Consider the following 25,621-nt stretch of genomic DNA (forward strand, 5'->3'; position numbering starts at 1 on the left):
CCGTACGGCGTGCGGGTACGGGCCGGTGGTGGCCGGTCGGGGCGGGTCAGGCGGCGACGAGGTAGGAGAAGACGGACTCCAGGGATTCGTCGGAGGGGGAGACGGCCAGGAGGCGAATGCCCTGGTCGCGGGCGACGCGGGGCAGCAGGGCGGTGAAGCGGGCGAAGTCGACGGCCTGGATGTGGAGGGCGCCTTCGGTGAGGTCGACCTGGATGCCCGCGGTGGAGGGGTCGGCGATGAGGGCGGCGGCGAGGGCCCGGTCGTCGTCGGAGCGGACGAGGTAGCGGTGCGGGCGGTCCGTCATCAGGCGGCGGATCTTGCGGAAGTCGCCGGAGGCGGCGTGGCGTCCGGCGACGACGACCTCGATATGGGTGGCGAGCTGTTCGACCTCTTCGAGGATGTGCGAGGAGAACAGGACGGTACGGCCCTCGTCGCCCATCCGGCGCAGCAGTTCCATGAGGTGCATGCGCTGGCGGGGGTCCATACCGTTGAACGGCTCGTCGAGCAGCAGGACCGACGGGTCGTGGACGAGCGCGGAGGCCATTTTGACGCGCTGCCGCATGCCCTTGCTGTACGTCGAGATCTTGCGGTCCTGGGCGTGCGTCATGTCGACGGTGGCGAGGGCGGCGGCCGCCTGCGCGCGGCCGAGGCCGTGGAGTTCGGCGTTGGCGAGGACGAACTCGCGGCCGGTGAGAACGTCGTACATCGCCTCGCGCTCGGGGACGATGCCGAGGTGGCGGTAGCTGCGGGCGTTGCGCCAGACGGGGTCGCCGTCGAGGGTGACGGTGCCGTGGGAGGGGGCGAGGAAGCCGCCCATCATGTTGATGAGGGTGGACTTTCCGGCGCCGTTGGGGCCGAGGAGACCGGTGACGCCGGGGGCGATGGTCATCGTGATGTCGTTGACGGCGACGACGTTGCCGAACCAGCGGGAGACGTGGTCGATGCGGAGGGTGCTCACGGGCGCGGCTCCTCGTCGGTGGGATGGGTGACGGGCCCGGGGCGGTGCGGCCGGGCGGGGGCGGATGCGGGGCGGCGGGTCACAGGCCGGCCTTGCGGTAGCGGCGCATGAGCAGGGCGAACGAGGCGGCGATGGTGGCCAGGGTGATGACGAGGGCGAGGCTCCCCGCGGCGGTGGTGGGGGCCAGGCCCTCGGGGAAGGAGCTGCGGCCGCCGAGGAAGGTGGACTGGACGGCGTCGATCAGGGTCGTCGGGGAGAAGAGGCCGAGCCAGCCGATGGCGGCTTCGTGGCCCTGGACGTAGGCGATGCCCTGAAGTGCGCTGACGGCTCCGTAGGGGAGGGTCAGCGCGGCGATGACGGCGGCGACGCCGAAGCCGCGGCGCGGGGTGAGCGCGGAGATGACGAGACCGATACCGGCGAAGAGGAGGGAGAGGAGGGCGACGGCGATCAGGCCCTGGCCGAGGCCCTTGGTCTGGTCGGCGAGGTCCAGCTCCGCGAGGAGGGCGCCGATGTAGAGGATCAGCAGCGGGGTGGCGGTGAGGAGGAAGAGGGCCGCGGCGAGGGCGGCGAACTTCGCGGTGACGTAGTCGACGCGCTCGATGGGCCGCGAGAAGTAGAGCGGTACGGTCTTGAAGCGCAGGTCACGGGAGACGGACTGGGGTGCCTGGGCCGCGAGGTAGAGGCCGATGACGGCCTGGAGGTAGATCGCGTAGCGGCTGTAGTCGAGCGGCAGGCTGTGGGCCTTGGTGACGACGGTGACCGCGACCATGATCCCGGCGGGCAGGCACATGACGCCGAGGAGGAGCATCGGCAGGACCTTGGACTTGGCGGAGCGGCCGAGTCCGTAGGCGCCGCGCAGGCTCTGGACGAAGAGGGAGCGGCGGGCGTACGAGCGGCCGAGGCGGGGGCCGTCGTAATGGCGGTAGCCGATGTTGTGGATGACGTCGGGGGCGTGCGGTGCGGGGGCGGCACCGGGGCCGGGGCGGTGGTCGCCGGGTGCGGCGGCGGGTGCCGGTGAGGTGTGGTCAGCGGGCATCGGTGGCGCCTCCCTTCGGGGTGGGCGTGGGGCCGGGGGTGGCGGAACGGGGTGCGGGAGCGGTCGCCGCTCCGGGGCCGGCCGGGGCGTCGGCGCCGGCGGGGGTTCCGGCGCCGGCGGGGGTTCCGGCGCCGGTCGTGGCCCCGGGGCCGGTGGTCGCGGCGCCGGCCACGGGGGCGCGGAAGACCTCCGCGATGTGGTGGCGGCGGGGCTCCATGCGGACGAGGCCGAGGCCGAGGGCGGCGACGGTGTCGCGGACGAGGTCGTGCGGGTCGGCGCCACCGGGCGCGTCGGACGCCTCGATGTGGAGGAGGTGCCCGGCGGAGGTGGCCGGGGCGGCTCCGGGGACGTCGCGGCTGACGGTGGCGCCGGCGGCGACGAGGGCCGAGTGGAGGGCGGTGGTGCCGTCGGGGTGCGCGTCGGTGTCGGTGACCTCGACGACGAGGGAGGCGGTGGTCCGGGTGAACTCGCGGGTGGCGGACGAGCGCAGCAGCGTCCCGCCGTCGATGACGACGACGTGGTCACAGGTGCGCTCCAGCTCTCCGAGGAGGTGGGAGGTGACCAGGACGGAGATGCCGAAGTCGGTGTGGATGCGGCGGATCAGGGCGAGCATGTCGTCCCGGCCGACGGGGTCGAGGCCGTTGGTCGGCTCGTCGAGGAAGACCAGCTCCGGGTCGTGGACCAGGGCCTGGGCGAGTTTGACGCGCTGTTTCATACCCGTCGAGTAGCCGCCGATGGGGCGGTAGCGCTCCTCGTAGAGGCCGACGTGGCGGAGGGTGTCGGCGGTACGTTCGCGGGCCGCGGTGGGCGGCAGACCGGACATCCGGGCCATGTGGACGACGAACTCGGTGGCCGAGACGTCGGGCGGCAGGCAGTCGTGTTCGGGCATGTAGCCGACGCGTTCGCGGATGGCCGCGCCATGGGTGGTGACATCCATGCCGAGGACGCGCGCGGTGCCCTCGGTGGCCGGTGCCAGGCCGAGGAGGATCTTGATCAGGGTGGATTTTCCGGCCCCGTTGGCGCCCACCAGGCCGGTCACACCGGGCGCGATGTCCACGGTCAGCCGGTCCAGGGCGGTCACCCGCGGGAACCGCTTGCTGAGGCTTTCGGTCACGATGACGGTCACGTCTCGACGGTAGTGGCGCCGCTCACCCCGATCGTCCGCCCGGGCGACGGTACGGCCCTACCTCTCAGGGACGACGCCCCGTAGGGGATCCCCTCCTTCCGGGGCATGCGGCGTTGACGGGCGCGGTTGACGGGCGCGGTTGATGGGCGCGGATGACGAGGGAAGTTGGCGGGGCGGGGGCGGGGGCCGTACGGGGGTTGGCCGGGTGCGGCGGTGGGCCTGGGCTCGGACCGGGGTGCGGCGGGGCGGGGGCTCAGGGTGCGGCGGTGGGGCCGGGCTCGGGCCGGGGTGGCGGGTGCGGCGGGGCGCCGGGGCTCGGCACGGGTGCAGCGGTGGGCCAGGGCTCGGGCGGAGGGCATGCGGGGAGCCGGGGCACGGGCACGGGGTGCGGCGAACGGCGGGGCTCGGGCGGAGGGCGTGCGGGGAGCCGGGGCTCGGGCCAGGGGTGCGGCGGAGGGCCAGGACACGGACCGGGGTGCGGCGGGGAGCCGGGGCTCGGGCACGGGTGCGGTGGGCCTGGGTCCGGGCCAGGATGCGGCGGGGCCAGGGCTCGGGCGCGGCGATGGGCCAGGGCTCGGGCACGGGCGCGGCGGTGGGCCAGGGCTCGGGCGGAGGGCATGCGGGGAGCCGGGGCTCGGGCCAGGGTGCGGCGGAGGGCCAGGACACGGACCGGGGTGCGGCGGTGGGGCCGGGCTCGGGCCGGGGTGCGGGTGCGGCGGGGCACCGGGGCTCGGCACGGGTGCAGCGGTGGCCAAAGTTCGGGTCGGGGTGCGCCGGGGAGCCAGGGCTCGGGCCGGAGTGCGGCGAACGGCGGGGCTCGGACGGAGGGCGTGCGGGGAGCCGGGGCTCGGGCACAGGTGCGGTGGGCCTGGGCCCGGGCCGGGATGCGGCGGGGCCAGGGCTCGGGCGCGGCGATGGGCAGGGCTCGGGCACGGGCGCGGCGGGGAGCCGAGGCTCGGGCGGAGGGTGTGCGGGTGGGGGCGCGGGCGGCCGTGGAGGGGAGTGCCCGCGGGATTCAGGTAAGGGGAAACGCGGGGTTCGGGGAGGGGGATGTGCCGGGTTCGGTGGTGGTTCCGGTCTTCCTCTTGACGTAGACGTCAGCCATTGTCACATTCATCAGTGTCAAGTTACGTGCACGTACCGCAATGCTCTGCTCACGGACGGACGGTGGACGATGCCTGCAGTGACCTCACAGAATCCGGCGGCGACCGGGGGCCTCGGTGCGCGGCTGCGCGGCTTCCGGGAGGTCCAACGCCTCGCCTATGCCTGCGCGGAGGCCGTCGCCGCCCAGCTCAAGCCGGGGGTGACCGAGCGGGAGGCGGCGCGGATGCAGCGGGTGTGGCTGCGCGAGCGGGGGGTGCGGGACTGGTTCCACCTGCCGTTCGCGTGGTTCGGGGACCGGACGGCGTTCGCCGGCTTCCGCGTACCGCTGCAGTTCTTCCCGACGGGACGGCGGCTGGAGCCGGGGATGCCGTTCATCCTCGATATGGCCCCGGTGCACCGCGGCTTCACCGCGGACATCGGCTACTCCGGCTGTCTGGGCCTCAACCCGGTGCACGACCGGCTGATGGCCGACCTGGAGGCGCACCGTGAGCTGATCCTGCGGGAGGTGCGCGAGCGCCGTCCGCTGCGCGAGATCTACGAGGACGTCGAGCGGCTGATGGCGCGTCAGGGTCATACGAACCGGCACCGCGCCTACCCGTTCGGCGTCATCGCCCACAAGGTCGACCGGGTCCGCGAGCGTCGGTGGGCACCCACGGTGTTCGGCTTCGGGACGCAGTCCCTGAAAGGGCTGGCGGCGGACGCGCTGCACGGGCACCGGGAGGGCTGGTCCCCGCTCTGGAGCCCGTACTCCTTCTCCGACCATCCGCCGCAGCCGGGCCTGTGGGCCGTCGAACCCCATCTCGGATTCCGGGGCACGGGCGCGAAGTTCGAGGAACTCCTCGTCGTGACGGACTCCAAGGACCCGCAGGAGAGCGCCTTCTGGCTGGACGACGATCTGCCGCACGTACGGCGGTGGCAGGAGGAGAAGGCCGCGTGACACAGCTTCCGGAGCCGGTCGGGAACGAAGTCGTCGGGAACGAAGTCGAGGAAGAGGGCGAGGACGAGGACATGGCGGACGCGGTGGAGGGACGCGGAGCGGACGGCGCACCCGGTGCGGCGGGGCCCGGGAGCGGCGGGGCGGCACCGGGTCCCGGCGGCGCGGGCGGGGCAGGTACTCCGGGCCAGGACGGGTCGGACGCGCGTGGCGTGCGTGGTGCGGATGCCGGGCCGGGTGCGGTGGCCGGGGCCGCCGGACCGGAGACCGGGATTCCGGGGGCCCGGGAGCGGCGGGTGCGGACCGGCGGTATCGACCTGTGTGTCGCCGAGCTGGGTGACCCGGAGCGCCCCACGGTGCTGCTGGTGCACGGGTATCCGGACAGCAAGGAGGTCTGGTCCGATGTCGCGCGGCGCCTCGCTGGCCAGTTCCATGTGGTGCTGTACGACGTGCGGGGCTGCGGCCGTTCCACCGCGCCGCAGCCGCTGCGCGGTGGGTTCACACTGGAGAAGCTGACCGACGACTTCCTCGCCGTCGCGGACGCCGTCAGCCCGGACCGGCCGGTGCACCTGGTGGGGCACGACTGGGGCTCGGTGCAGTCCTGGGAGTTCGCGACGGTCCGGCGGACCGAGGGCCGGATCGCGTCGTTCACCTCCATGTCAGGGCCGTCCCTCGACCACTTCGGCCACTGGATCAAGCGGCGCCTCAAGCGGCCCACCCCCCGCCGCGCCGCCCACCTCCTGTCGCAGTCCCTGAAGTCCTGGTACGTCTACGCCCTGCACACCCCGGCCCTCCCGGAACTGGCCTGGAAGGGTCCGCTCGGCAAGCGCTGGCCGGCGCTCATGGCACGGTTCGAGAAGGTTCCGGGCGGCGCCTACCCGACATCGTCGCTGCCCCGCGACGCGGCCCACGGCGCCTGGCTGTACCGCGACAACGTCCGCTCCCGGCTGAGCCACCCCCGCGACGACGCCTTCGCGCACTGCCCCGTGCAGCTCATCACGCCGACCGGTGACGCCTTCTTGTCCGAGCGGCTCTACGACGACCTCGACCGGTGGGCGCCCCGGCTGACCCGCCGCACCCTCCCCGCCAAGCACTGGGTACCGCGCACCCGACCTGACCAACTCGCCGCGTGGATCACGGAGTTCGTCCACGCGCGGGAGGAGGGCGACCCGGCGAAGGAGGTCGCGGCGTCCGGGGCGTACGCGGACCGGTTCGGCGGCCAGTTGGTGCTGGTGACCGGGGCGGCGAGCGGGATCGGCCGGGCGACGGCGTTCGCCTTCGCGGAGGCCGGCGCGCGGATCATCGCGGTGGACCGGGACGCCGAGGGCGCCGCGCGCACCGCCGACATGGCCCGGCTGATCGGCGCGCCCGAGGCGCACGGCGAGGTGGCCGACGTCGCGGACGCGGCGGCGATGGAGAAGCTCGCGGACCGCGTCCACACCGCCCATGGCACGGTCGATGTGCTGGTGAACAACGCGGGGATCGGCCTGTCGGGCTCCTTCATGGAGACCTCCGTGGAGGACTGGCAGAAGGTCCTGGACGTCAACCTCTGGGGCGTCATCCACGGCTGCCGGACGTTCGGCAAGCGGATGGCAGAGCGCGGTCAGGGCGGGCACATCGTCAACACCGCCTCCGCCGCGGCGTTCCAGCCGTCCCGGGCGCTGCCCGCCTACAGCACCTCCAAGGCGGCGGTGCTGATGCTCAGTGAGTGTCTCCGTGCCGAGCTGGCGGGCCAGGGCATCGGGGTCTCTGCGATCTGCCCGGGACTGGTCAACACCAACATCACCGCCACCTCACGGTTCACCGGGGTGTCCGCCGACGAGGAGAAGGCCCGCCGGGCCAAGGCCACCCGCGCCTACGGGCTGCGCAACTACCCGCCGGAGAAGGTCGCCGACGCGGTACTGCGGGCGGTGGCCCGTAATCAGGCGGTGGTGCCCGTCACCCCCGAGGCGCGCGGCGCCCGCTTCCTCTCCCGTGTCGCACCCCGGGCCCTGCGCGCCGTCGCCCGGATCGAACCGCCGCTGTGAGCCGGGCCCGTGTCGGGGGCCGGGCGTTCCGGGCGGGCCCGGCCCCCGACACGGTGCGGGCCCGCCCGGGGCGGCCGTACCATCCCTCGCAGGACGGGGCGTTGCACGGCCGTCGCCCCGCCGGCGCCTCCCCGGTCGTACGCGCCGTGGCGGGTGCGGTGGGCGGCGCGGCCGACCTGTGAGGAGCACCGCCTTGACCGACCAGCCGCAGCCGGAGTACCGCATCGAGGATCTGGCCCGCCTCAGCGGCGCCACGGTCCGGACCATCCGCGCCTATCAGGACCGCGGTCTGCTGCCCCGCCCGGAGCGCCGGGGCCGGGCCAACGTCTACGGCGATGCCCACCTCGCGCGGTTGCGGCAGATCACCGACCTGCTGGAACGCGGCTACACCCTCGCCAGCATCAAGGAACTCCTGGAAGCCTGGCACGCCGGACGGGACCTCGGCGGGGTGCTCGGGCTGGCCGCCGAACTCGACGGGCCCTGGAGTGACGAGCAGGCGTCCCGGATCACCGTCGAGCAGTTGCACGACGCGTTCGGCGGCGCGGCGGACGGCTCGGCGCTCGACGGGGCGGCCCTCGCCGAGGCCGTCGAACTGGGCGTCCTGGAGCCCGTCCCGGGCCGGTCCGACGTGTACGCGGTGCCCAGCCCGCAGGAGCTGGCGGTCGCCGCCGAACTGCACTCGGCGGGTGTCCCGCTCGCCGCCGTCGCCACCCATCTGCGGGAGGTACGCGCACAGGTCGAGCACATCGCCTCCCGCTTCCTGGACTTCACCACCGAGCACGTCTTCCGGCCGTTCCTCGACCAGCCGCCGACGGAAGCCGCAGCGGCCGAGGCAGCGGCGCTGATCCGGCGGCTGCGCCCGCTGGCCCGGCAGACCATCGACGCCGAACTCGCCCGTGCGATGCGGACCCTCGCCACCCGCCATCTGCGCGAGCACCTCACCGTCACCCTCCCGCCGGGCGACGGTACCGGCGGGCCGGGGGACGGCGGGCCCAGGGGCGGCGGGCCCAGGCCCGCCGACAGCCAAGGGCACGCCCCCGGAGCGGACGTCCAGGGCCCCTCTGCCGCCGGACCGGGCCGGTACGTCGGTATGGCCAGTACGCCCCGGCGCCCGCCACATGAGGACGCCGCCGCGCCGCCCGCCGCGCCCGGGTCCGCTCCGGACCCCCGTGGTGAGACGGACCAGGTGGCGGTCATGCTGCCCGCCGACGCGGTCGCGGCCGTACGGGAACTCGTCGGCCCGGAGAACACAGCCGCGTTCCTCGCCGCCGCCGCACGACGGGAGGTGCAGGCCCGCACCCTGGACGCCCTGGTCACGCCGGCGCCGCCGCGCACCCACGGCACGGGCCCGGAGGACGCGGCCCCCGCCCCCGGGGCCGAGGAAACCGGCGCGCCCCACGGGACGGGCACCCCGTACAGGACCGGCGGAGCGGACAGGGCGGACAGAACCGGCGGCTGAGGCCGCGAGCCGGGCCTACGGCTGAGCCCACCGGCCGCCCCGGGACCGGCAAGAGCGGTGGCTGAGCCCACCGGCCGGGCCGCGGCCCGGCCTCGCCCTCATCGCACTGTTCTGTTGTCAAGGAGCAGGCCGGATACGCCGTGGCGCCGGGCGGTCAACGGGCGGGGTCGGGGATCCAGTTGCCGTGGAAGCCGTAGGGGACACGTCGGGGCAGGTGGATGGTGGCGACGGGGCCGGCGGTTATCTCCTCCGCGTCGAGGATCACCAGATCGCTGGTGTCCGTCGCCGCGTCATGGACGTAGGTCAGCAGCCAGCCGGGGCCACCAGGAGTGTCGTCGGCAGGGGCGAAGGCCGCTTCCCCGGGGGTGCGGCCGGGCCCGAAGCCGTACCGCTCGTACGCTCCGCTCCGCAGGTCGTACCGGAGCAGCGCGCCGGGGACCGGTCCGGAGCCGGGGCCCTCGGCGACGGTGGTGTGGCCGAAGCGGGCAGGGCGCCCGGCGAGACGGTCGTCGATCCGGGGGAACTCGCTGTCCTGGTCGTCGAGTTGTTCCTCGCGGACGGTGCCGGAGGTCAGATCGAGGGTCCACCGCCACAGGTGCGCCGGGGTCTCTCCGCCGAAAGAGGCGTACCGGGAGACGTACAGGACGATGCGGTCGACGCCGTCGTCGTGGGCGTTGAGGGCGTGGAAGACGTAGCAGGGGTCGATGGGGAGGCTGCGGACCGGGCCGAACGGGTCGTCGCGCCGCAGGACATGGAGGCGGGCGCCGTACTCCGGGTCCCAGCGGTAGGGCATGCCGGGGTGGGTGTGGTCGAAGACGACGGGGAGGTCCATGAAGACGACGTGGGCGTCGGTGAGATGGAAGTCGTGCATCATCGTGTGGCCCGGCACGTCGATCGGGCGGCTGACCGTCAACTCCCCCGCGGCGTCGGCACGGTGGTAGGTCAGGTAGGGCGGCCGGAGTCCGCCGTAGCCGAAGAAGTGCAGCTCACCGGTGGTGGGGCAGGTCTTCGGGTGGGCGGTCATCGCGGTGCCCAGGCGGCCGCCGAAGTCGTACGGGCCTAGCGTTTCCAGCTCATGGCCCGGGCGGTCGTCCAGTACGTAGGGGAAGGACGACTCGACCAGGGCCAGGGTGCGTCCGGCGTGCCGGACGACGTGGGTGTTGGCGAGACCGGCGGTGCGGTCGAAGTTTCCCCGGTCGTCGACGAGGCGGGCGCCGTCGGTGAAGGTCGTGGTGCGCACCCAGCGGTTGCGGTAGGCGGTGGCCCGGCCGGCTTCGAGGCGTACGCCGTGGACCATGCCGTCGCCGAGGAACCAGTGCGCCGAGGCGGCGGCGTGCGGGTTGGGGCCGTTGCGCAGGTACCAGCCGGTCAGCTCGGGCGGGACGGTGCCGGTGACCGGCAGGTCATGGACGGTGAGTTCGTCCGGCACCGGGGCGAAGTTGCCGGCCAGATGCGGGGCGGGCTGCGTGGTCATGTCGTCAGACTCCCTGGGCTCGGGCGGGGTGCTCGGGGACGGCCTCGGCGAGGTAGCGGGTGCGGGCCCGCTCCGGGTAGGAGGCGGTGAAGCGGGCCGGGAGGACGAACCCGGCGATCTGCACCATGACGGAGAGGCCGGGATGGCCACCGCCGAAGGACAGCGCCGCCTGGGCGAGGGCGGTGAGGACAGTGTTGATCTTCAGGAAGAGGGGGCTCGTGGTGATCTCGGGCGCCACCCGGCGGCGGGCTATGGCGAGGGTGAAGGGACACCCCGCGGCGATCGAGCCCCAGGCGAGGAGCGCCAGCCAGCCCATCGAGAGGGATCCGGCGTAGATCTTGAGGGCGCTCTCCGGCCGGAGGAAGGCGAAGGCGGTGAGGGCGGTGAAGAAGAGGACGGTGCCGTAGTCGAGCAGGCGCTCGGCGGGCGCCCAGCCCGCGGTGCGGTCGGCGAGAAGGAACACCGCCGCGAGCGTCAGACCGGCCAGCGCGCCCCACTGCCAACCGGCCGCGGACACGAGACCGAAGGCCAGCCATGGAATGAATCCCCGCAGGTACTGCACGACTTCTCCCCCCACCGGCGGGCCGAGCCCGCAGACGTTTCTGTTCCGACATGTCAAAAGTAGAAGGTGAGGTCCCGACGTGTCAACAGTGGAATGTGGGGAGTTAGTGTGCGGGTATGAGCCTGAAACACGCCGTACTGGGCCTGCTGTCCGAAGCTCCGGCCAGCGGCTACGACCTGATGAAGCTGTTCAACGCGTCCCTGGCCAACACCTGGCCGGCCACGCAGAGCCAGGTCTACGGCGAGCTGGCCAAACTGACCTCCGCGGGCCTGGCCGAGGTCTCCGCGCACGGCCCCCGCGGCCGCAAGGAGTACGCGATCACCCAGAAGGGCCTGGCCGAGCTGCGGCACTGGCTCGCCGACGTCGAGCCCGGCGGCCCGCACCGCGACGACAGCCTGCTGCGGGTCTTCTTCCTCGGCCTCCTCACCCCGCTGGAGGCCCGGGCGTACCTCCTCGGGCGCGCCCACGCCACCGCCGAGCTCCACGACAGGCTCCGCCGGATCGACGACGGTGCCGAGTGGGACGACGACATGATCTCCGTCTACGGGCGGCTCGCCCTGGAGTACGGGCTGCGGATGACGGCCGCGCAGGAGGAGTGGGCCCGCTGGGCGGCGGAGGAGATCGGCTCCGCGAAGGCCCGTGAGGCGAGCGAACGGGTCCGTACCCGCCACGGTCTCGCTCCCGGCGACGACGCCGGGAGCGCCCACGACAGCGACGGCCCCGCACCCACGGACCAGCACCCGTCGGCCCCGTAGGAGCGCCGCCGACGGAGAGCGGGCCCGCCCCGGGAAGTGCTTCCCGGGGCGGGCCCGCCCGTCGTACCGGTCTCGTCGTACCGGCTCAGAGTCCGGGCGCTCCCCACACCGGGAACCACCGGGCGAGGTCGCTCTCGATCCGCAGGTCATCCCCGAGCATCGCCTTGACCTGGAGTTCCAGCGGGTTGTCGCGCTTCTCGGAGCCGTCGGCCGCGGGGGCGAAGGGGTAGAACGTGCCGCGCTTGTAGAGGTAGACGAGCGCCAGCCGTCGCCCCTGGCCGTCCTCGAACCCCATCAGCGAGCAGAGCAACTGCGGGCCGAAACCGGCTCCCTCCAGGGCGGAGTTCACCGCGTGCAGGTCGTTGACCAGGCCCGCCACGTCCTGCGGGTCGTGCCGGGCCTGCATCCAGGTGTAGCCGTACGCGTCCTGGCTGAAGTCGACCGGCGCTCCCAGGAGGGCGCGGACGTCCGCCTGGATGCGGGCGAACTCACCGCCCTCGACGCTGGCGAAACAGACCGAACCGCGGCCGGTGGGCCTGAAGTCCGCCGCCGCTTCCAGGGTCACCGCCGCGGACGGCAGCGCGAAGAGCTGATCGAGGTCGGGGCGTACCTGCTTGCTGCGGCCGAGGAGGGCGTCCAGAAATCCCATGGCGTCATTCTCCCCGCTCGTCCCGCGCCCCGCCCGGGGCGCACCCACCGGGCCCGGAGAGCGGCGCGCCGCCGCCCCGGACATGCGCGCCCCGGGGCGCGCGCGCCGTCACGGGCGCCCCAGCTGTGCCGAGATCCGGCCCAGTTGGTCGAGGCGCTGCTCCAGCGTCGGGTGCGAGGACAGCAGCCGGCTGAAGGTCTCCTTGTTGAACGCCGGGGCGAAGAAGAAGGCGTTGAACGGCTGCGACTTGCGCAGGTCGTCGGTGGGGATCCGGGCGATCTGCCCGGTGACCTTGGTCAGCGCGGAGGCCAGCGCCGACGGGCGGCCGGTGAGGATCGCCGCGGCGCGGTCGGCGGACAGCTCGCGGTACCGGGACAGCAGCCGGGTCAGCAGGAAGCTGATCGCGTAGACCACCGCGCTGACCGCGGTCACCACGAGGACGGCGATCGCGGCGTTCTGGTCACGGTTGTTGCGGCCGACGCCGCTCCACAGGGCGGCGCGGGTGATGATCCCGGCCAGCACTCCCAGGAACGACGCGATGGTCATCACCGCGACATCACGGTGCGCGACGTGCGACAGCTCATGGGCGAGCACGCCCTCCAGCTCCTCCGGCTCCAGCCGCCGCAGCAGGCCCGTCGTGGCGCACACCATGGAGTTCTTCTGGTTGCGCCCGGTGGCGAAGGCGTTCGGGACGTCCGTCTCGGCGATGGCGACCCGCGGCTTCGGCATGTCGGCCAGCGCGCACAGCCGGTCGACGGCGCCGTGCAGTTCGGGCGCCTGCTCCGGGGTGACCTCCCGCGCGCCCATGCTGAACGCGGCGATCCGGTCGCTGAACCAGAACTGCGCGACGAACATCCCGCCGGCCAGCAGCAACACGATCACCCAGGCACCCTTGAGCAGCACCACCAGCGCGCCGACGACGACCACGTACAGCAGCCCGATGAAGAACATCGTGGTGACCATCCGCGAGGTCAGCCCGCGGTCGGGGGCGAATCGGGTCCGTGCCATGGCTTCCTCCACGCGCCGCGCCTTCGCGCACCGGGCGGCCCCGGCGTACGCGGCTTCCCGCGCGCCGGGTCCTGCTCACTGCGCCGCTCGTCTCCGATTCTCCCTCTTCCGGCCTGTGCGCGGAGTAAGCCCAGGTCAGCGGGGGCGGCGCAGCGGTCACCGGGGCCGGTGGGAGGCGCCCGCGCCGCGCCGGACACCGCGCGCCCTACGGGGACGGCACTCCCGCCGTCCCCGTAGGCGGGCGCCCCGGCGCGGGCAGAACCGCCGCGCGCCGGGGCGCCGGGCTCACGCCGCGGCCTCGCAGGTCGCCGCCAACGGGACGGTGAGCGCGCCGCGCTCGGGGCCGGAGCCGACCACGCTGAAGCAGACCCGGTCGCCGCCGCCGAGCGTCCCCGCCCGCAGGTCGTCGTGGAGCATCAGCACGGTCGACGCGGACACGGTGTTGCCCAGGGCCGCCGCGTTGCTCGGGATCTTCTCCCGGGGCAGCCCCAGCTCCTCGATGAGGTCCTGGACCATCGTCGGCGAACCCTGGTGCGTGTAGATCCGCGCGACCTTGTCGGGGTAGTGCGTGGTGGCCTCGCGCAACTGCGCGTCGTTGATGCGCATCGCCGTCGGGTAGAAGTGGCGGATGTGCGGCGGGCTGATGGAGTACCGCGGGCGCCCCGCCACGTCGGAGGGCGAGGTGCCGCCCGCGCCGCCCTCCACGTACCGGACGATCGGGTGGGTCAGGCCCGGCCCGCCGTCGAAGGACTGGGCGTCGCGGGAGTACAGCACCGCGTCCCCGGCGTCGTCACCCCGGGTGAAGACCAGGGCGGCGGCGGCGTCGGAGAAGGTGGCCGGGCTGGCCCACGTCAGCATCGGGGCGTCGGGCGCGGTGCGGTAGACCGGGTACAGCTCGCCGTTCTCGTCGAACATCGCCTGGCTGGGCAGGAAGTACGTGACGACCAGCGCGTTGCGGTAGTTGGCGCGGGCGATGTGGGAGGCGGCGCGGGCCACCCCGGCGCAGCCGGCGCCCGCCTGGATGGGCACCACCCCGTCGTCGAGCCCGATGAGCCGGGCCAGGTTGAAGGCGTCCTGGTCGAGCAGCCCTTCGTAGGGGCTGGCGGTCGCGAGGAACAGGCAGTCGAGGTCCTGGGGGCGTATCCGGGAGGCGTCCAGGGCGCGGCGGGCGGTCCGCACGATGGTGTCGAAGTCCCGGAAGAGTTCCGGGTCGTGGCTCTTGGCCGTGACGTTGAAGATCCGCCGCAGGTCCTGTCCCGACAGGTGCTCGGGCCGCTTGCGGTGGGGCAGACGGGCGAGGTCCGCCCACTCCTCGATCGGTATGACGCGGCCGGTCTCGGTGGCGACACCGGCGATCTCGTACGGGAAGGGCTGGGGCATCGTCACGGTCCTGTTCTCACGCATGGGACGGGTCGTCGGGCGGCGGGCAGGGACGGAGCAGCATGGTGGCGGTGGCGTGGGCGTAGAGGGTGCCGTCGGCGCCGGTCACCCGGGCCTCGGTCAGGGCACGCCGCAGATCGCCCTCGACGACCGTGCCGGTGCACAGGACGGGCTCGTCGCCGGTGCGCACCGGGCGCAGCATCCGCACGGCGAGGTCGGCGGTGGCGCCGCCGTACCCGGCCGGCAGCCGGGCCTGGGTGGCCAGCGCCGCGGCCGTGTCACAGAGCGTGGCGATGACCCCGCCGTGCATCACCCCGGGGAAGCTGGCCAGGTGCCTCCCGGGGCGGCAGGAGAGCACGACCCGGCCGGGCTCCACCTCGTCGAGCGTGACGTCGCCGAGCATCGCGACGGCGGGCAGACAGGGCGCCGGATCGGACATCAGGCGCCGGACGAAGCCCAATCCGTCGCTCTCATGGCGCCAGCGGTCCAGGTCCGGCGGGGTGCGCCAGACGTAGGTGCGATGGTTCACCAGATCTTGGTCGAGCACTCTCACTCCGGTACGGGGGCGGGGCGGGGCCGCAGGCCCGACGGCAGCCGCAGCCCGCCGTCGACGCGGAGGGTGGCCCCGTTGAGCATCGGGTTGTCCAGGACGTGCAGCACGAGGGCGGCGAAGTGGGCGGGGTCGCCGAAGGCGTCCGTGTGCGGGAGTTCGGCGCGGATCGCGTCGCGGGCCGGGTCGGGCAGCACGTCGAGCATCGGCGTCTCGAACATTCCGGGCGCCAGGGTGACGACGCGGATGCCGTACCGCCCCAGGTCCCGGGCCATGGGCAGGGTCATCCCGATCAGTCCGGCCTTCGACGCCGCGTACGCCGCCTGCCCGCGCTGCCCCTCGTACGCGGCGGCCGACGCGGTCTGGACGAGGACGCCCCGCTCCCCGTCGGCCGGCGCGTTACGGGCCATCCGTTCGGCCGCCAGCCGCGCCACGTTGAACGCGCCCGTCAGGTTCACCTCGACGGTCTCGGCGAACTCCGCGAGGGGGTGCGGCCCCCGGGCGGAGAGGGTGGTGCCGGAGCGTCCCAGGCCGGCGCAGTTGACTCCGATGCGCAGCGGAGCGGCCTCCTCCGCCCGGTCCAGGGCGGACGCGACGGCGTCCGGGTCGGTGACGCTGCCGGTCACCAGGTGCGCGCCGGGGCCCAGCTCCTTCAGGGCGCGCTCGCCCGTCTCCCGGCCGCGGGCGAGGAGGACCACCTCGTGGCCGCGGGCCAGCAGCGCGCGGGCGGTCGCCAGGCCCAGTCCGGAGGTGCCGCCGGCGACGAGCGCCGAACCGGGCCGCCCGGTGGCGCCGTCCGTGCTCACACGGCCTCCCCGGGGGCGGGCACCGGGACGATCCCGGGGTGGGCCGCGGAGAGGCCGCCGTCGACCACGAGGGTCTGCCCGGTGATGTACGCGGCCTGCGGGGTGAGGAGGAACGCGGCGAGGGCGGCCATCTCATCGGCGTCGCCCATCCGTCCTACGGGGACGTTCCGCAGGGTGGCGGGCAGGTCCATGCCGGTGTCGCGGGCGAACGCCTGCATGGTGCCGGTGTCGATGATGCCGCCGCTGACGGCGTTGACCGTGATGCCCCGGTGGGCGAGTTCGCAGGCAATGGAGCGCACCCACGCCTCGGTCGCCGCCTTCTGCACCCCCATCGCCCCGTAGGAGGGCAGGGCGAAGTCCGCTCCGATGGACGACATCGCCACGATGCGGCCGCCGTCCGTCATCAGGTCCGACGCGGCCAGCGCGGCGAGGAAGAACGCGCGGGAGTTGGTGGCGTGACTGCGGTCGAGGTGGTGCAGGCGCAGTTCGGTGACGGGGCGCAGCGGTCCGGCGGCCGCGTTGGAGACGAACGCGTCGATGCGGCCGTAGCGCTCGGCCACCGTGGCGAAGAGCCGCTCGATGTCCTCGGGCCGCTCGACGTCGGCCTGGACCACCAGGGCTTCCGCGCCGAGCGCGCGGATCTCCCCGGCGGTCGCCTCGGCGGCCTCGACCCCGCTCTTGCAGTTGACGACGATCGCCCCGCCCCGGGGCGCCAACTGGAGGGCCAGGGCCCGTCCGATGCCCCGGCTGCTGCCGGTGATGACGGTGACGGGCGACGGCGGGGGTGCGGTCTCGTGGTGCGCGGTCATGCGCCTCTCCTGAGGTCATGGGGCACCGGCGCGGGGTACGGCCGGTGGCGGATCGGGTGTGTCCAAGAGCGCGAGGGGCGTACGGGTGGTCCCGGGCGCCGGGGGCGCGCGGGGCGGTCCCGGGGGCGGAAGGGTCCGGCACCATCGGCGGATCCCTGCCGGAGAAACTGCGTTCCGGGGGCGGGCGGGCCGGTCAGGGGCAGCCTCGGAGGAACGGCAGGGCGGCGGGGGACGGCGCGGGCGCGGCCGTGCCGACGGGCGCCTCCCGGCGCTCTCCGCACCGGCGGACGGCGGGCGGCGGATGGCCCGGTCCGCTGCCGCGCGGCGGGCTGTCCGGCCCGCCGTGCGACCGTGCCGCGCGCTGCTCCGTCATCCGTCCGCTTTCCCTTCCGTGCGGGTCAGGGCCGTGCTCCACGGTGGTCCCGGCGCCATCTCCGAGGCGTTCGGACACCTCGCGGTGACGGCACGGGGACGGCCCCCCGGGACGGGCGGACACACGGCGGCCGGCCGACGCCCGCCCCCGCTTCCGGTGCGCCCCCTCGGGCACTCCGCCTACGGGACGGGGTACGTCCGCTCCCCGATCGCCCCCTTGACCACACGGCTGTAACTACCAGCTATTCCGTATTGTTCGCGCCACGACGGCACCGCGCCACCACCACCTGGGGGTGCCGCTCCGCCCCGCAACTCCCCAGGTCACCGCGGGTGGACGGCGGTATCGCGCCCCGCCGGACGGCCTCCGTGAGCGAGCAGCCCGGCGCACCCGGTGCGCGCGTCCCGGGCGGGGGCATCCCGGTACGGCCGGCCGCCGCCCCCGGTACGCGATCGACCCCGGGCACGCGCCCGTCCGGCCGGCCCGCCCCCGTACGCTGGCAGGCATGAGTCTGCGTCTGAGCACCGTGATCCTCCCGTACCGCAGGTGGCACGAGGGCGGCCGCGCCGCCTGGCAGCGGGCCGAGGAGCTGGGCTTCCACACGGCGTACACGTACGACCACCTGTCCTGGCGCGTCCCGTTCCGCGACGGGCCGTGGTTCGGCGCCGTGCCGACGCTCACCGCCGCCGCGGGCGTCACCGAGCGGATGCGGCTGGGCACCCTCGTCACCTCGCCGAACTTCCGCCACCCGGTCACCCTCGCCAAGGAACTGATCTCGCTCGACGACATCTCCGGCGGCCGGATCACCCTCGGCATCGGCGCGGGCGGCACCGGGTTCGACGCGAGCGCCCTCGCCCCCAGCGGACACGAGCCGTGGACGCCGCGCGAGCGGGCCGACCGCTTCGCCGAGTTCGTTCCCCTCCTGGACCGGCTGCTCACCGAGGACACCGTCACCTACGACGGCACCTTCTACGCCGCGGGCGGCGCGCAGAACATCCCCGGCTGTGTGCAGCGCCCCCGGCTGCCCTTCGCCGTCGCCGCGACCGGCCCGCGCGGCCTCAAGCTCGCCGCCCGCCACGGCCAGGCATGGGTGACCACCGGCGACCCGAAGCTGTACGCGACGGGCACGCCCGCCCAGTCCGTCGACGCGCTCCGGGCCCAGCTCGACAAGCTCGGCAAGGCGTGCGCCGACGCCGGACGCGACGCCGCCGCCCTGGACAAGATCCTCCTCACCGGCTTCACCCCCGACCGCGCCCGCCCCCTGGAGTCCGTCGCCGCCTTCGTCGACTTCGCGGGCCGCCACCGGGACCTGGGCTTCGACGAGCTGGTCGTCCACTGGCCGATCCCGGGGACGGACTTCGCGGCGGACCAGGAGGTGTTCGAGGAGATCGCCACGGAGGCACTGGGGCAGCTCGGCTGACGGCGGGGCCGGGTCGCTTCCCGCCCCGGAACCCCGCGCCCCGCCGGGGGAGCCCCGCCCGCCCCAGGGGTTCCCCTCACCGCCCCGTACGCGAAGATTGGCCCCGTGACCTCTCCGACGTACCCCCGAGTCCCCGGTCCGGGGGCGCTGCCCCGGCTGATCGCGACCGATCTCGACGGGACGTTGCTGCGCGACGACAAGACGGTCTCGGAGCGGACCATCGCCGCGCTCGCCGCCGCCGAGCGGGCCGGGGTGGATGTCTTCTTCGTCACCGGGCGGCCGGCCCGGTGGATGGACATCGTCAGCGATCACGTGCACGGCCACGGGCTGGCGATCTGCGCGAACGGCGCGGCCGTCGTCGATCTGCACCGGGGGCGCCGGTTCGTCGAGGTCAGCCCGCTGCCGGTGGTGGCCGCGCGGGCGGTGGTGGAGGCGCTGCGGAGCGCCGCGCCGGGTACGTCGTTCGCGGTCGAGCGGACCGGCGGCATCCACTACGAGCCGCACTACCCGCCGTTCCACCGCGACCCGGCAGCCGTCACCGCCCCGGTGGAGAAGCTGCTCGCCGACGACTTCGCCCCGCCCCCGGGGCCCGCTCCCCTCGCCCTGGGCCCGGCGGACGAAGGGACCGGCGCGCCCCTGGGGGCGACGGGTGCGGGCCCGGTGGAGGCCCGGGGTGCCCACCCGGTGGAGGCGACGGGTCCCGGCCCGGTGGCGGGCCCCGGCGCCACCCCGCCCCGTACGGTGAGCACCGTTCCGGGGGCCTCGGCGCCCGGGGTCGTCGCGGGCGGCATCCCCACGACGGGGGCGGGCCAGCCGGTGCTCAAACTGCTCGCGCACCACGACACGCTGGACCCGGACGCGTTCCTCGCGCTGGCGCGGCGGACCGCCGGGACGCTCGCCTCGTTCACCCGCTCCAGCCCCACCGCCCTGCTGGAGATCAGCGGCCTGGGGGTGAGCAAGGCCGGGACGCTCGCCCGGTGTTGCGCGGAGCGCGGGATCGCCCCGGAGGAGGTCACCGCCTTCGGGGACATGCCCAACGACATGGAGATGCTGGCCTGGGCGGGCGCCTCGTACGCCATGGCCAACGCCCACCCCGACGTCCTCGCCGTCACCACCGGCCGCACCGCCTCCAACAACGAGGACGGCGTCGCGGCCGTCATCGAACGGCTGCTGGGCGCCTAGAGGCGGCGCGGGGCGACGCCACGCGGCTGGGGCGACGCCGCGCCACCCGCGGTCGTACGGTCGCCGCGGCACCCGCGGGCGTACGGTCTGCCGCGGCCGGGCTGCCGTGCCCTCCCGGGACCCGCGCGCCGTCTCCGGGCCCGGGCGCACGTCACCGGCTGCGCGCCCTCCTCACGGACCGCCCGGCTCGGCGCGCACCGGCCACCCGCACGCCCCACCGTGGCCCGGCCCCGGCCCGGCGCGCGTCAGGCACCCGCACGCCCCCGCCGCGGCCCCGCGCACGCCGTCGTCCCGCGCGCCGCCGTGCGATGGCCCCGCGCCCTCACAGCGGCGCCTCCCACACCACCGTCGTGCCTCCGCCGTCCGGGCCGATGCCGGGGCCGTGGGTGCTCGATCCGCCCAGGGCCTCGGCGCGTTTGGCGAGGTTGCGCAGGCCGCTGCGGCGGCCGTCCGCGGGGATGCCGATGCCGTCGTCGGCGACGGTCAGGCGGACACCGTCCGTGCCGTCGGGCAGCGTCACCGTCGCGTCGACGACGACCTCGATACGGGACGCCCGGGCGTGCCGGAACGCGTTCGAGAGCGCCTCACGGACCGCGGCGATGAGGTTCTTGCCGGTCAGCTCGCCGACCCGGGCGTCGACCGGTCCGACGAACGACGCCGACGGCCGGAAGCCCAGCGGGACGGCGGCCGTGCCGATCTCCCGCAGCACCCGGGTGCGCAGCCCGGACGGCGCCTCGGCGGGCTCCTGCTGGAGGGCGAAGATCGCCGTCCGGATCTCCTGGATCGTCACGTCCAGCTCGTCCACGGCCTTGGCCATGTTCTCCTTCACCTCGGGCACCACGGCCCTCCGCTGGGCGCTCTCCAGCAGCATCCCGGTGGCGAACAGCCGCTGGATGACCAGGTCGTGGAGGTCGCGGGCGATGCGGTCGCGGTCCTCGTAGACGGCGAGCCGGGCCCGGTCGCGCTGCGCGTCGGCGAGGACCAGCGCCAGCGCCGCCTGCGCCGCGAACTGCGTGGCCAGGGTGCGCTCGGCCGTGGTGAAGGGGCGACCGCCGCGCGCCCTGGGGGTGGCGAGGGTGCCCAGGACCCGCCCGTCGCTCTTCAGGGGCAGCATCATGCTCGGCCCGAACCGCGGCGCCAGCGGGGTGACCATCCTCGGGTCGGTGGCCGAATCGTCGATGAACAGCGGCTCCCCGGCGAGCAGTTGCTCCGCCACCGGGCTGTCCGGCGGGATCTGCGTGCCCATGATCCCGGACGGGTCGTCCGCCGACACCGCGACGATCTCCAGACCGCCGTCCTCGTCGGGCAGCAGCACGATCCCCGCCGCCGAGTCCGCGAGGAGACGGGCCTGTTCGGCGACGACGGCGAGCGCGTCGTCGACGTCGCTGCCCTTGAGCAGCTCGGTGGTGACGGCGACGGACCCGTCGATCCAGTGCTCGCGCTGCCGGGTCGCAGCGTAGAGGCGGGCGTTGCCGATGGCGATGCCCGCCTCGGTGGCGAGGACCCGCACCATGTGCAGGTCCTCCTCGCTGAACTCGCCGCCGCCGTACTTCTCCGTCAGGTAGAGGTTGCCGAAGATCTCGTGCTGGACGCGGATCGGCACCCCCAGGAACGTCCGCATCGGCGGGTGCCCCGGAGGAAAGCCGCACGAGCGGGGGTCCCGGGTGAGGTCGGCCAGCCGCAGCGCCTGCGGATCGTGGATGAGCGCGCCGAGCAGCCCCCTGTGGCCGTCGGGCAGCGCGCCGATGCGCCGCCGGTCCTGTGCGGTCACGCCGTACGTGACGAAGTCCGACAGGCCCTCGCGCGCCTCGTCGATGATGCCGATCGCGGCGTACTTGGCGTCGGCGAGTTCGGCGGCGGTCTGCACGATGCGGTCGAGGGTGACGTGCAGATCGAGTCCGGCGCCGACGGTGCGCATCGCCTCCATCAGGCGCGGCACCCGCGCGGTCAGCTCCGTGGAGAGCCCCTGGAGGCTGCGGGTCGCCTCGGTGGCGGCCTGCAACGCGTCGGTGTCCGCCCCGGGCTGCCCGGCGTCCTGCGGTACGGAAGACCCTTCGGTGGCTGCCATACCCCGAGCCTAATACGGGCGGGTTTACGGGTGTTTGCGGCGGCGTACCGGGCCGGTGCGGGCCACGATCGCCCGGTGGGCACCCCCGGCGCGGCAGGGCGCCCACCGGGCGGGGAAGGGGCGCGTTCCGCTACCCGCGCGCCGCCCCCGCCACGGCCTCGCGCCCCGCCGCCCGCGCCCGCTCCCCCGCGGCCCCGGGACCGTACACCGCGTCCACCGCCCGCTCGCGCTCCAGCATCCGGCGGAACGGGCCGTCGGCCGCGGCCAGCTCCGCGTGGCCGCCGCGCTGCACGGGGCGGCCGCCGTCCAGCACCAGGATCTCGTCGACCGCGTCGAGCCCGGTGAGCCGGTGGGTGATCAGGACCGTGGTGCGGCCCTCGGTCGCGGCCAGCAGATCCGCGGTGAGCGCGTCGGCGGTCGCCAGATCCAGATGCTCGGCGGGCTCGTCCAGGACGAGGACCGGGAAGTCCGCCAGCAGGGCGCGGGCCAGCGCCAGCCGGCGGCGCTGACCGCCCGAGAGACGGGCGCCGTGCTCGCCGACCATGGTGTCGAGCCCGTCCGGCAGCGACCGCACCCACGGTGCGAGCCGCGCCCGCTCCAGCGCCTCCCACAGGTCACCGTCGCCGGTCACCCCCGGTGCGGCGAGACGGAGGTTCTCCCGCAGCGAGCTGTCGAAGACATGCGCGTCCTGGGCGCAGAGCCCGACCAGCCGCCGCACCGCGTCGCCGTCCAGCTCCGCGGCGTCCGTCCCGGCCAGCGTGTACGCGCCCCCCTCGCGGTCCAGGAACCGCAGCAGCACCTGCGCCAGCGTGGTCTTCCCGGAGCCGGACGGCCCGACGACCGCGAGCCGCCGCCCGGCGTCCAACGTGAAACCGACCCCGTCCAGCGCCGGGACCGCCTGCCCCGGGTGGCGCGCCGTCATCTCCCGTACGACCAGCGGGAACGGCGCGTGCGGCGCGGGCTTCGGCGCCTCCGGTTCCCGGACCGGGGCGGGCGCGTCCAGCACCTCGAAGACCCGCTCGGCGGCGCGCCGGGTCCGCAGCCGGTACTGCGCGGCGAGCGGCAGCCCGGCCACCGCCTCGAACGCCGCCAGCGGCGTCAGCACCACGACGGCGAGGAGCACACCGTCCAGCCGCCCGTCGTGCACCGCCCGCACGCCCAGCACCGCGGAGAGCGTGACGGTCACCCCGCTCAGCAGCGCCGACAGACCGGCGCCCACCCCTGCGGCCCGCGCCGAACGGGACGCGATCCGGGTCAGCGCCCCGTCCGCGTCCCGCACCGCGGCGATACGGGAGGCGAGCGCGCCCGCGACGGTCAGTTCGGCGGTGCCGGTGAGCAGGTCGACGACGCGGGTGGCGAGGGCGCCGCGGGCCGGGGCCAGGCGGCGCTCCGCCCGCCGGGACAGCGCGGCCGACAGCAGCGGCACCCCGGCCCCGGCGAGCAGCAGTCCGGCGGCGAGCACCGCGCCCGCCTCCGGCAGCAGCCAGGCGGTGAAGCCGACGGTGCCCGCGCCGACCACCACCGCCGCGCCGACCGGCAGCAGCCAGCGCAGGAAGTGGTCCTGCACCGCGTCGACATCGGCGACCAGCCGGGAGAGCAGATCGCCGCGCCGCCGCTCCCGCAGCCCGGCGGGGGCCAGCCGCTCCAGCCGCCGGTAGACCGCCACCCGTACGTCGGCGAGCATCCGGAACACCGCGTCGTGCGCCACCAGCCGCTCCGCGTACCGGAACACCGCGCGGCCGATCCCGAACGCGCGCGTCGCGGTGACCGCCACCATCAGATAGAGCACCGGGGGCTGCTCGGAGGCGCGGGAGATCAGCCAGCCGGACGTCGCCATCAGCCCGATCGCGCTGCCCAGCGCGAGACTGCCGAGCAGCAGCGCCAGCGCGAACCGGCCCCGGCGCGCCCGCGCCAGCCGCCGCAGCCGGGTGAGCGCGGAACCACCGGAGGAGGGGGCCACGGACGGGGCGACAGGGGAGTCGTCCGGGGCGGGGGCGGCACCGTCGTCCGGGACGGCGGGGCCGTCCGGCGCCGCGGCGGACCGCGCCGCCTCCCCGGGAGCCGGCGCCGTCGCCCCGTCCTCTCGTACCGCCCCGTCGTCCTCCACCGGATCCGGCAGCCGCACCACGCGGTCCGCCACCGCCAGCAGCGCCGGGCGGTGGACGACGAGGAGCACCGTCCGGCCGGCGGTCAGCCGGCGGACCGCGTCGACGACGGCCGCCTCCGTCGCCCCGTCCAGATTGGCGGTCGGCTCGTCCAGGAGCAGGATCGGCCGGTCGGCGAGGAACGCCCGGGCCAGCCCGATGCGCTGCCGCTGACCTGCGGAGAGGCCCGCGCCCGACTCGCCGATCCGGGTGGCGGCGCCGTCCGGGAGCGCGTCGGTGAAGTCGAGCGCCCCGGCATCCCGCAGCGCCCGGCGCACCGCCGCGTCGTCGGCGTCCGGACGCGCCAGCCGGACGTTCTCGGCGAGCGTCCCGGCGAAGAGGTGCGGCTGCTGCGGCACCCACGCGATCCGGGCGCGCCAGCTCTCGGGGTCGAGCGTGGCGATGTCGGTGCCGTCGACGAGGACCCGGCCCCCGGACGGCGCGGCGAAGCCGAGGACGGCGGCGAGCAGAGTGGACTTCCCCGCGCCGGACGGCCCGGTCAGGGCGACCGTCTCACCCTCCCGCACCTCGAACGAGGTCGCCGGGAGCGACGGGGTGCGGCGGCCCGGGTGGCGGACGGTGAGCCCGTCGACGGTCAGCGCGGTACCGGCGGGCGCCGGAGCCGTCCCGGCGGGCGGCAGCTCCGTCTCCAGCACGGCGAAGATCTCCTCCGCCGCCGCCAGCCCCTCCGCCGCCGCGTGGTACTCCGCGCCGACCTGCCGCAACGGCAGATACGCCTCGGGCGCCAGGATCAGCACCATCAGCCCGGTGGTCAGGTCGAGTTCGCCGTGGACCAGCCGCATCCCGATGCCGACGGCGACCAGCGCGACGGAGAGAGTGGCGAGGAGTTCCAGCGCGAACGAGGAGAGGAACGCGATCCGCAGGGTCCGCAGCGTGGCCCGGCGGTAGGCCCCGGTCAGCGTACGGATGGCGGTGGCCTGGGCCTTGGCCCGGCCGAAGACCTTCAGGGTCGGCAGCCCCTCGACGACGTCGAGGAAGTGGCCGGAGAGCCGGGACAGCAGCCGCCACTGCCGGTCCATCCGCGCCTGGGTCGCCCAGCCGATGAGCACCATGAACAGCGGGATCAGCGGCAGCGTGACGACGATGGTCAGCGCGGAGATCCAGTCGCCGGTGACGATCCGCGCCAGCACCGCGACGGGCACGACGACGGCGAGACCGAGCTGCGGCAGATAGCGGGCGAAGTAGCCGTCCAGCGCGTCGATACCGCGGGTGGCGAGCGTGGCGAGTTCACCGGTACGCCGCTCGCCGCTGTCCGGCCCCCGCTCCGCGCCGCCGTCACCGGTGGCGGGCCGGGTGGACGCGCCCGGCCCGAGCAGCGCCGCCCGTTCCACCAGCCGGGTCCGCAGCTCGGACTTGACCGCGGCGCTCGCGCGGTGCGCGGCGAGTTCGGTGAGCCAGGAGACCAGCCCGCGCCCGGCGGAGACCGCGGCGAGCAGAGCGAGAGGAACGGCCAGGTCAGCGAGGTCGCGGCGCTGCTGAAAGGCGCCGACGACGATCTCGGCGATGAGCATCGCCTGGCCGATGACGAGACCCGCGCCGACCAGCCCGAGGAGCACCACGGCGACGAGGAATCCGCGGGTGGCGCGGGCGTGACGGAGCAGGCGCGGGTCGATGGGTTTCACGTGAAACATCCGTCCTGGCAAGCCGGTTGACGCCGCCCCGGCAGGAGCGGCACCGCCCGGCGGGCGCGGGCTGGCGGCCCGGGAGGGCGCCGGTCCCGGCAGGACCGGCGCCGCCCCGGTCGGTGGCCGTGGCCCTCGCGGACGAGCACCACGGCCA

The 25,621-nt window shown here is 74.9% G+C and carries 19 protein-coding genes; 6 read left to right on the forward strand and 13 right to left on the reverse strand.

The annotated features are described in order from the left end of the window. Nucleotides 1-46 precede the first annotated feature (46 nt). From ACGH2B_RS13180 to ACGH2B_RS13190, 3 genes are all read right to left on the reverse strand, one after another. Nucleotides 47-958, reverse strand: a complete 912-nt coding sequence (locus ACGH2B_RS13180) for an ABC transporter ATP-binding protein (protein WP_399088275.1) — start codon at nt 956-958, stop codon at nt 47-49. 79 nt (nt 959-1,037) lie between these two features. Beyond that, complete coding sequence (locus ACGH2B_RS13185; RefSeq protein ID WP_399088277.1) at nt 1,038-1,994, reverse strand: ABC transporter permease subunit; 957 nt, start codon at nt 1,992-1,994, stop codon at nt 1,038-1,040. Continuing rightward, complete coding sequence (locus ACGH2B_RS13190) at nt 1,984-3,120, reverse strand: ABC transporter ATP-binding protein (protein WP_399088279.1); 1,137 nt, start codon at nt 3,118-3,120, stop codon at nt 1,984-1,986. Before ACGH2B_RS13190 ends, ACGH2B_RS13185 begins: the two co-directional genes overlap by 11 nt. A 1,174-nt stretch (nt 3,121-4,294) precedes the next feature. On the opposite strand from ACGH2B_RS13190, the gene ACGH2B_RS13195 reads away from it, so the two are divergent. The 3 genes from ACGH2B_RS13195 to ACGH2B_RS13205 all read left to right on the forward strand — a co-directional run bounded on the left by ACGH2B_RS13195 (nt 4,295) and on the right by ACGH2B_RS13205 (nt 8,644). After that, a complete protein-coding gene (locus tag ACGH2B_RS13195; RefSeq protein ID WP_399088281.1) occupies nt 4,295-5,161 on the forward strand; it encodes a M24 family metallopeptidase in 867 nt (288 codons plus the stop codon). Then, a complete protein-coding gene (locus ACGH2B_RS13200; RefSeq protein WP_399088283.1) occupies nt 5,158-7,185 on the forward strand; it encodes an SDR family oxidoreductase in 2,028 nt (675 codons plus the stop codon). Before ACGH2B_RS13195 ends, ACGH2B_RS13200 begins: the two co-directional genes overlap by 4 nt. A 193-nt stretch (nt 7,186-7,378) precedes the next feature. Next, nucleotides 7,379-8,644: a MerR family transcriptional regulator gene (locus tag ACGH2B_RS13205; protein ID WP_399088285.1), complete on the forward strand. Its 1,266-nt coding sequence runs from the start codon at nt 7,379-7,381 to the stop codon at nt 8,642-8,644. A 154-nt stretch (nt 8,645-8,798) separates the two neighbouring features. Here ACGH2B_RS13205 and ACGH2B_RS13210 read toward each other — a convergent pair whose 3' ends face one another. Continuing rightward, nucleotides 8,799-10,118, reverse strand: coding sequence for a carotenoid oxygenase family protein (locus ACGH2B_RS13210; protein ID WP_399088287.1), 1,320 nt, complete (start codon nt 10,116-10,118; stop codon nt 8,799-8,801). A 4-nt stretch (nt 10,119-10,122) separates the two neighbouring features. Continuing rightward, complete coding sequence (locus ACGH2B_RS13215) at nt 10,123-10,680, reverse strand: hypothetical protein (RefSeq protein ID WP_399088289.1); 558 nt, start codon at nt 10,678-10,680, stop codon at nt 10,123-10,125. A gap of 116 nt (nt 10,681-10,796) precedes the next feature. On the opposite strand from ACGH2B_RS13215, the gene ACGH2B_RS13220 reads away from it, so the two are divergent. After that, nucleotides 10,797-11,435 (forward strand): PadR family transcriptional regulator, encoded by a 639-nt coding sequence (locus ACGH2B_RS13220; protein ID WP_399088291.1) that lies wholly within the window; start codon nt 10,797-10,799, stop codon nt 11,433-11,435. 85 nt (nt 11,436-11,520) lie between these two features. Here ACGH2B_RS13220 and ACGH2B_RS13225 read toward each other — a convergent pair whose 3' ends face one another. The 6 genes from ACGH2B_RS13225 to ACGH2B_RS13250 all read right to left on the reverse strand — a co-directional run bounded on the left by ACGH2B_RS13225 (nt 11,521) and on the right by ACGH2B_RS13250 (nt 16,637). Further along, complete coding sequence (locus ACGH2B_RS13225) at nt 11,521-12,084, reverse strand: hypothetical protein (RefSeq protein ID WP_399088293.1); 564 nt, start codon at nt 12,082-12,084, stop codon at nt 11,521-11,523. 108 nt (nt 12,085-12,192) lie between these two features. Beyond that, entirely contained in the window at nt 12,193-13,092 is a 900-nt protein-coding gene (gene htpX / locus ACGH2B_RS13230; protein WP_399088295.1) for a zinc metalloprotease HtpX, read from the reverse strand. Between the two features lie 285 nt (nt 13,093-13,377). Next, nucleotides 13,378-14,496 (reverse strand): 3-oxoacyl-[acyl-carrier-protein] synthase III C-terminal domain-containing protein, encoded by a 1,119-nt coding sequence (locus tag ACGH2B_RS13235; protein WP_399088297.1) that lies wholly within the window; start codon nt 14,494-14,496, stop codon nt 13,378-13,380. Next, complete coding sequence (locus ACGH2B_RS13240) at nt 14,489-15,001, reverse strand: PaaI family thioesterase (protein WP_399088299.1); 513 nt, start codon at nt 14,999-15,001, stop codon at nt 14,489-14,491. Before ACGH2B_RS13240 ends, ACGH2B_RS13235 begins: the two co-directional genes overlap by 8 nt. Nucleotides 15,002-15,021: 20 nt before the next feature. Then, complete coding sequence (locus ACGH2B_RS13245; protein ID WP_399088301.1) at nt 15,022-15,828, reverse strand: SDR family NAD(P)-dependent oxidoreductase; 807 nt, start codon at nt 15,826-15,828, stop codon at nt 15,022-15,024. Next, entirely contained in the window at nt 15,825-16,637 is an 813-nt protein-coding gene (locus ACGH2B_RS13250) for an SDR family oxidoreductase (RefSeq protein WP_399088303.1), read from the reverse strand. The genes ACGH2B_RS13245 and ACGH2B_RS13250 overlap by 4 nt, the downstream gene beginning before the upstream one ends. Before the next feature lie 875 nt (nt 16,638-17,512). Here ACGH2B_RS13250 and ACGH2B_RS13255 point away from each other — a divergent pair. Beyond that, complete coding sequence (locus ACGH2B_RS13255; RefSeq protein ID WP_399088305.1) at nt 17,513-18,427, forward strand: LLM class flavin-dependent oxidoreductase; 915 nt, start codon at nt 17,513-17,515, stop codon at nt 18,425-18,427. Between the two features lie 105 nt (nt 18,428-18,532). After that, nucleotides 18,533-19,609, forward strand: coding sequence for an HAD family hydrolase (locus ACGH2B_RS13260; RefSeq protein ID WP_399088307.1), 1,077 nt, complete (start codon nt 18,533-18,535; stop codon nt 19,607-19,609). A gap of 322 nt (nt 19,610-19,931) precedes the next feature. On the opposite strand, the gene ACGH2B_RS13265 is transcribed toward ACGH2B_RS13260, so the two are convergent. Together ACGH2B_RS13265 and cydD are read right to left on the reverse strand one after the other, a co-directional pair. After that, nucleotides 19,932-21,677 (reverse strand): GAF domain-containing sensor histidine kinase, encoded by a 1,746-nt coding sequence (locus ACGH2B_RS13265; RefSeq protein ID WP_399088309.1) that lies wholly within the window; start codon nt 21,675-21,677, stop codon nt 19,932-19,934. Between the two features lie 130 nt (nt 21,678-21,807). Further along, complete coding sequence (gene cydD / locus ACGH2B_RS13270; protein ID WP_399088311.1) at nt 21,808-25,464, reverse strand: thiol reductant ABC exporter subunit CydD; 3,657 nt, start codon at nt 25,462-25,464, stop codon at nt 21,808-21,810. Nucleotides 25,465-25,621: the final 157 nt, after the last annotated feature.

Source organism: Streptomyces sp. BBFR2 (genome assembly GCF_044497305.1).
In the GTDB taxonomy this organism is placed as follows: Bacteria; Actinomycetota; Actinomycetes; order Streptomycetales; family Streptomycetaceae; genus Streptomyces.